1 protein-coding gene is annotated in these 242 nt (G+C 40.1%); it reads left to right on the top strand.

Annotation, left to right across the window (positions count from 1 at the left end; genetic code table 11):
• A partial coding sequence (locus tag VJI93_RS09190; RefSeq protein WP_442954004.1) for a Y-family DNA polymerase occupies positions 1-242 on the top strand: 242 nt, incomplete at both ends.

The following is a 242-nucleotide window of genomic DNA, read 5'->3' as shown; positions in this document are numbered from 1 at the left end:
GGGTATGGATAGGTTTTTTGATCCTTTTCAGTGGACAATAGACCTGCGAAAAGAGATTATGGAGCAAACACAATTACCCATTTCTTTTGGATTGGCATCTAATAAAATGATTGCCAAAATTGCAACAGATGAAGCCAAACCCAATGGGTACCTTTTTGTTCAGCCAGGTATGGAAAAAGATTTTCTGGCACCCCTGCCCGTCAGTAAATTTTCTGGTGTAGGGGAACAAACATTAAAAACCC

The sequence above is a fragment of the Parvimonas sp. M20 genome (assembly GCF_035282425.1).
Classification (GTDB): domain Bacteria; phylum Bacillota; class Clostridia; order Tissierellales; family Peptoniphilaceae; genus Parvimonas.
The sequence above is the reverse complement of the archived record's forward strand: the minus strand, read 5'-3'. Positions and strand labels throughout refer to the sequence as shown.